We start from the raw sequence: 6,867 nt of genomic DNA on the forward strand, positions 1-6,867 counted from the left end.
TTAGACCCTTCCTCAATTATATTAACTATATTAATAAATTCAGATAATTAGACGCCCTGACCGAACATATTTACACAATGACCGACTCGGCAGAAAAACTCGGCGCATAGAGCCATGAATCCCGATTGGAGTCAAGCCTTCGTTTTTCAGTGTTTTTTCGGAATTAATCCACAGGGGAAGGTAACAAATTTTGAGCTTGCAATGTATGGGGGCTTCGCAATAGGAATCATCTCTGTCAGTCGTTTAGTCTCCTAAATAATGTAATTGTCCACAGGTGTGGATAAATATGTGAATTGGTAAGCAATGGACTCAATTTTAGAACAGCTTAAAAGCAAAATACGGTTAAAAATCAGCGAGTTAAACTACAACACCTGGTTTTCCCCAATAGCGGACGGCTCCCTTGACGGTGATGTATTCAGCCTGACTGTCCCCAACAAATTCATCGCCGATTGGATAAACGATTATTACAGCGACATCTTGATGGAGGAATTAAAGGATATCGTAGGCAGGACCATTAAAATATCATTTACCATCGCTCCTCAGGTCGAAAGGGAGGCCTCTGCCGAATCGCTTGCTAGCTCTGATGCCGCACCACAGTACGCTCAGCCGGTGAAATGCAAAGCAACCGAGCAGCTAAACCCCAAATTCGCATTCGAAAAATTCGTCGTTGGGAATTCCAATCAGTTCGCTCATGCCGCCTGTAAGGCAGTAGCCGACCTCCCCGGCGGTCACTACAATCCGCTCTTCATATATGGCGGAGTGGGGCTTGGTAAAACCCACCTGCTTCATGCCATCGGCCTACAGGCTTTAAACGCCAGACCGCACACCCGGATGATCTACATGAGCGCGGAGAGGTTTATGAACGAACTCATCAACTCCCTGCGATATGAAAAGATGAATGAATTCAGGGCAAAATTTCGTGAAAACTGCGATATGCTGCTCATCGATGACGTCCAGTTTATAGGCGGGAAAGAGCGCACTCAGGAAGAATTCTTTCACACATTCAATACACTACACGAATCACAGAGGCAGATCGTCGTAACGAGCGACAAGCTGCCCCGCGACATTCCGGGGCTTGAGGAACGCCTGAAATCCAGATTCGAATGGGGTTTGATAGCGGATATCGCCCCGCCAGACCTGGAAACCAGGATCGCAATTCTGAAAAAGAAGGCTGAAGCCGCCGGCATGAAATGCCCGGATGACGTTGCTATGTTTCTGGCGAGCTCGATCGTATCAAATGTGCGAGAGCTAGAAGGTTCGCTGATACGCCTCAACGCCTTCGCCTCCCTTGCAGGTGCAGACCTTAGTGTTGATTTTGCAAGGGAAGTTCTTGGCAACATCATTCAGGAGCGGGAATCAGCTTGTTCGATAGAAGCCATCCAAAAAACCGTCGCCCGCTTCTATAAACTCAACGTCTCCGATCTCAAATCTCCCAAACGCTTAAAAAGTCTCGCATATCCGAGGCAGATAGCAATGTACCTGTGTAAAAAGCTAGTCCGAGCATCCTTTCCTGAGATCGGCGGTAAATTTGGGGGGAAGGATCATACTACAGTCATGTACGCCTGTAAAAAAATCGAACAGTTGCTCGAAAAAGATCAAAATCTACGACGAGAAATCAGCATTATCGAAAAATCCATTCTCAACTGATTATTTTCCACAGCGCCTATGGACAAACCTGTGAATGCTACTGAATGAAATGTTGACAGTGCGCCGAAGGCTGTTCTAATCATAACCAGATGTTGATAAAACGCTGTTTTGCAAAACTTACACACATGTATCGTTGAATGTTTTTACTTTTATTTTTTAACCGTGTTGATCACTTATCAACATATCAACAGGACCTACTACTACTACTGATTTTGAATTATATTAATAAAACCAGGAGAAGGCTATGGAGATAAAAATATCCAGATCGGAAATTCTTAAAGGTTTAAGTCTTGTCCAAAGTATAGTTGAAAGAAAAACTACGATGCCAATTTTGGCGAATGTTTTATTTGAAGCAAGAAATAAACATCTTTCCATCACTGCAACGGATCTTGAAGTAGGGGTTAATGGAATTTTCAAGGCAGATGTTATTAAAGAAGGCAATGTGGCTATCCATGCCAGAAGTATATACGATATCGTCAAGGAATTGCCGGAAGATACGATCAATCTGAAAGTGGTGGACGGAAATTGGGTAGAGATAGCTTGTAATAAGAGCAACTTTAGAATTGTGGGGCTATCGGCGGAAGAGTTTCCGTCACTTCCTGTTAAGGGTTCCGGTGAGACGAGAAAGGTCGAAACTTCACTACTCAGGGAGATGATGGATAAAACGTCATTCGCGATGTCAACAGATGAGACGAGGTATAACCTAAACGGAGTACTTATCGACGAGGCAGGTGCCAATGACGATAAGAAAGTAAGGATGGTAGCAACCGATGGACACAGACTTTCTATAGTTGAGAGGAGTTTTAAGGCCGGTTGGAATCTTCAGAAGGGAGTTATAGTTCCAAGGAAGGGGGTTGCAGAGTTAAAAAGGCTTTGCGAGAGCGGTGATTCAAATATCGAGCTATGGATCGATGCTAAACATCTAATAGCGTACAAGGATAACATGACGCTCGTCATAAGGTTGATCGACGGACAATTTCCTCCTTACGAGCAAGTTGTGCCGAAAAAGATTAAAAGAGTCGTTTCCGTTGAAAAGGATGGGTTGGCTAAGGCGCTTCGTAGGGTTTCTGTACTTTCGACCGATAGAACGCGTGGAGTGAAATTTTCATTTTCACCGAAAAATTTGGATATTTTCGCGTCCAATCCTGATATGGGCGAGGCACACGAGGAAATTTCAGCTGACTACAAGGGAGATTCATTCGAAATCGGATTTAACGCCAGATATGTTCTAGATGCGCTCGGAAGTATCGGAGATGAAAGAGCAGTTCTGCAACTCGGAGATGAGACATCGCCATGCGTGCTTCAAAGCGAAAAGGATAGCGGATTTACTCATGTGATAATGCCTATGCGCCTATGAAGAAAAGGGCGTTGAGATGTTCGTAAAATATTTAAAGTTGTGCAGGTTCAGAAATACCTTCGATCTGGAACTTCATCCAAATCCCAGGTTCAATCTTCTCGTTGGAAAAAACGCGCAGGGAAAGACTAATATAATAGAGTCGATCTATCTTTTTTCGTCTGGCACATCTTTTAGGAGCTCAGAATTCAGGGATATGATCGGGATCGACTGCGAAACTGCTTCGGCTGATATGGTAATCGCCCGTTCTTCGGGAGATGATAAATTAAAATTTTCAATGACCCGCACTAAAAAAGAATTTATCAGGAACAGTAAAAATTCACGCTTTTCATCTAAAACAGGATTGTACGCAGTTATATTTGCACCTGAGGAAATATTGTTGTTGAGGGGCTCTCCAGCGGGGAGACGAAAATATATAGACACTTTGATAAATCAGGTTTCGCCAGCACATTCCTCTCTCGTTAAAAAATATACGAAGGTGATTGCGCAAAGAAATAAACTGCTTCAGATGGTGTCTCTCAGTCGATGTGAAATTAAAAAAATCATTCCATCCTGGAATAGCCAGTTGATTCAACTTGGGGCAAGGCTTACATTTGAAAGATCGAAGTGGATAGCACGGTTGAATAAATTAATTCCGGTCAAGTACAGCGCTATGGCGTCAGGAGATGGCGAGGCACGGTTTCACTATCAACCAAATTGCGGAATCGAAAATATCGGACAAGACATTTCTATCATAGAAGGCCGAATGGAGGAAATGCTTAGCCAGAGGGAGGATGACGAGTTTGCAAGATGTCTAACGCTGGTTGGGCCTCATCGCGACGATCTGGTAGCGATGATGGGTGATAGGCCAGTCAGGGAATACGGTTCCCAGGGCCAACATAGAACATTTATGTTAGCCGTTAAGATGTCAGAGGTCGACTTTATCAAAAATGAAACGGGTGAATTGCCCGTACTGCTTCTAGATGACGTGGCAAGCGAGCTCGATGAAAGCCGTAACGCCTTTCTATTCAACTATCTAAGACACCTCGATGTTCAGGTCTTTATAACATCAACTTCGAGGAAGGATATACGCCTGCCGGATGCGGAAGATGTAAATGTTTTTTATGTGGAGTCTGGGAGGGTATCAGACGGCAAATGCAGTAATAGCAATGTTTGCGCTGTATAGCCTTTCCGATTTCGTCTTTACTTAATACTTCCATTATGATATTCATCTCCGTCCTTTCAGAGGGGAAACCATGGCCAGTGAAGCAAAAAAAATAAAAAAGTCGTCCGCGACCGTCAAAGAAGCAGCTGTCAAACCGGGGGCTTCCTATGATGCTTCCAAGATCAAGGTTTTGGAAGGCTTAGACGCAGTTCGTCGCAGGCCTGCCATGTACATAGGTTCGACCAATATTAACGGAATTCACCAGCTTGTATATGAGGTAGTGGATAACTCGGTGGACGAATCTTTGGCAGGTTTTTGCCAGAACGTGGATGTCGTCATCCATCTGGATGGCTCTGTCACCGTTGAGGACGATGGGCGCGGCATACCCGTCGATATGCATGAAATAGAGGGAGTTTCGGCCGCGGAGGTTGTTCTCACGAAGCTGCATGCCGGCGGTAAATTTGAAAATTCCTCGTATAAAGTATCGGGCGGTTTGCATGGCGTTGGAGTCTCTTGCGTCAACGCTCTTTCAGAATGGCTTAAGCTGGAAATTAGAAGGGATGGAAAGGTCTATGGTCAGACCTACAAAAGAGGTAAACCTGACGCGCCGCTATCGGTCATAGGAACGAGCGATAGAACTGGCACTCGAGTCACCTGGAAACCGGACTCCGAAATTTTTGAAACGATCGAGCCTTCCTTTGATACCCTTTCCCAGCGGCTGCGAGAGCTTTCCTTTCTGAACAAAGGGTTGAAGATAACTGTCTCCGATGAAAGAGAAGGCGATAAGAAGCATGAGTTTCAGTATGCGGGCGGGATTCAGAGTTTTGTCGAATATCTCAACAAGAAGAAAGAACCGCTCCATAAGGATGTCATATATTTCGAAGTCGAAAAGGATGGCGTAGTAGTTGAAGTCGCCATGCAGTGGAATCAGGGATACCAGGAAACAATTTTTTCATTTGCGAACAACATAAACACGAGGGATGGCGGCACGCATCTTTCAGGTTTCAAGTCCGCGCTGACAAGAACCGTCAATCAGTACGCGCAGAAATTCGATAAATTCAAAAAACTGCAAAGGCCTCCTGAAGGTGAGGATATCCGCGAAGGGCTCTGCGCCGTAGTTTCTGTCAAACTTCCTAATCCTCAGTTTGAAGGGCAGACCAAGGGCAAGCTCGGCAACTCTGAGATGGAAGGGATGGTCAAACAGGTAGTCTACGATCGTTTCAGCGATTTTCTCGAGAGAAATACGCCGACAGCTAATAGAATAATCGAGAAGGTCGTCGATGCGGCACGCGCGCGCGAGGCTGCGAGACAGGCCAGGAACCTTGTTCGCAGAAAGAACGCTCTCGAGGCGGGGACGCTGCCAGGGAAGCTGGCAGATTGCCAAGAGCGCGACCCTTCCGTTTGCGAGATCTATATAGTCGAGGGAGATAGCGCAGGAGGAAGCGCCAAACAGGGGCGCGACCGTCGTTTTCAGGCGATACTTCCTCTCAAGGGCAAAATTTTGAATGTCGAAAAGGCCCGCTTCGACAAGATGCTCTCTTCTGAAGAAATTAGAACGTTAATCACAGCTCTCGGTACCGGAGTTGGAGAAAAGGACTTCGACATATCCAAGATCAGATATCATCGGATCATACTTCTGGCCGACGCTGACGTCGACGGAGCCCACATTCGAACTCTTCTACTCACTTTTTTCTATCGCCAGATGCCCCAGGTGATTGAAAACGGATATCTGTATATCGGGCAGCCCCCTCTTTACAGGGTGAAAAAGGGGAAGAGTGTGAGATATCTCAAAAATGAAGCGGCGCTGGACGATTATCTAGTGGAGTTGGGAGCCGAAGGGATTAAACTTTCACCGAAGGGGAGTGGAAAGTCGATATCCGGCAAGGCGCTTGAAAAACTCACTCGCCAGCTTATGAGATATACCTCTATTTTAAAGCTCATGAAGCGCCGCGGCGACCCGAGGATCATCGACAGCGTCGTAGAGGCCAGCTCTCTCTCTCCGGACATTCTCAGAGGACCAACCAAGCGCATAGATGCCCAGATGGATGCAATAGCGAAATACATCAACGAGATATATCCCGAAATCTCCGATTTCCATGTCGAGCTTTGCGACGACGACGAGCATCATGCAAAATCCATCGTTTACACAACGACCCTGGGAGGATTCGAAAGAAAGACATGTATCAGCGTAGAGTTGCTCGAATCGGCTGAAATGGTTGAACTAAAAAAACTGGATAATTCCTTCATAGAGATAGGCAAGGCGCCGTATTCCGTAGAACACGAAGAACAAAAGTATTCATTCAATACTCTTCAAGAGGTGAAGGAGTATATTTTAACCGAAGGGCAAAAGGGACAGGACATTCAGCGCTACAAGGGACTTGGAGAGATGAATCCCGAACAGCTTTGGGAAACTACACTGGACCCCGAGCTGAGAACTTTACTTCAGGTGAAGGTTGACGATGCGGTCGAAGCCGATGACATATTTACGGTGCTGATGGGCGACCAGGTCGAGCCGCGCCGCGAATTCATTGAGAACAATGCCCTCAATGTCAGAAACCTGGATATCTAAGACATAACACTCAAAATAAGAGCCTGTAAAAAATCGCAAAATTTTTCCGAGCGACGATTCAGCCTTGAAGTTAATCTATTTGGCTGTTAATAGGGCATCTCAGAAATGGACTATGCCGATAAGAAATTGGAAGCCCGCACTGAACAGATTCGC

4 protein-coding genes and 1 pseudogene are annotated in these 6,867 nt (G+C 45.6%); all 5 read left to right on the forward strand.

All coding sequences use genetic code 11. From position 1 onward, the window contains the following. Positions 1-303 precede the first annotated feature (303 nt). The 5 genes and pseudogenes from dnaA (at position 304) to GX659_00140 (ending at position 6,867) form a co-directional block, all read left to right on the forward strand. Positions 304-1,647, forward strand: coding sequence for a chromosomal replication initiator protein DnaA (dnaA, locus tag GX659_00120; GenBank protein ID NLD27198.1), 1,344 nt, complete (start codon positions 304-306; stop codon positions 1,645-1,647). A gap of 244 nt (positions 1,648-1,891) precedes the next feature. Beyond that, positions 1,892-3,004, forward strand: a complete 1,113-nt coding sequence (gene dnaN / locus GX659_00125; protein ID NLD27199.1) for a DNA polymerase III subunit beta — start codon at positions 1,892-1,894, stop codon at positions 3,002-3,004. 16 nt (positions 3,005-3,020) lie between these two features. After that, positions 3,021-4,166: a DNA replication/repair protein RecF gene (gene recF / locus GX659_00130; protein ID NLD27200.1), complete on the forward strand. Its 1,146-nt coding sequence runs from the start codon at positions 3,021-3,023 to the stop codon at positions 4,164-4,166. Positions 4,167-4,236: 70 nt separating this feature from the next. Beyond that, positions 4,237-6,714, forward strand: coding sequence for a DNA topoisomerase (ATP-hydrolyzing) subunit B (gene gyrB, locus GX659_00135; GenBank protein NLD27201.1), 2,478 nt, complete (start codon positions 4,237-4,239; stop codon positions 6,712-6,714). Between the two features lie 28 nt (positions 6,715-6,742). Then, positions 6,743-6,867: pseudogene (locus GX659_00140) on the forward strand (IS256 family transposase).

The sequence above is a fragment of the Myxococcales bacterium genome (genome assembly GCA_012513515.1).
In the GTDB taxonomy this organism is placed as follows: Bacteria; UBA10199; UBA10199; order 2-02-FULL-44-16; family JAAZCA01; genus JAAZCA01.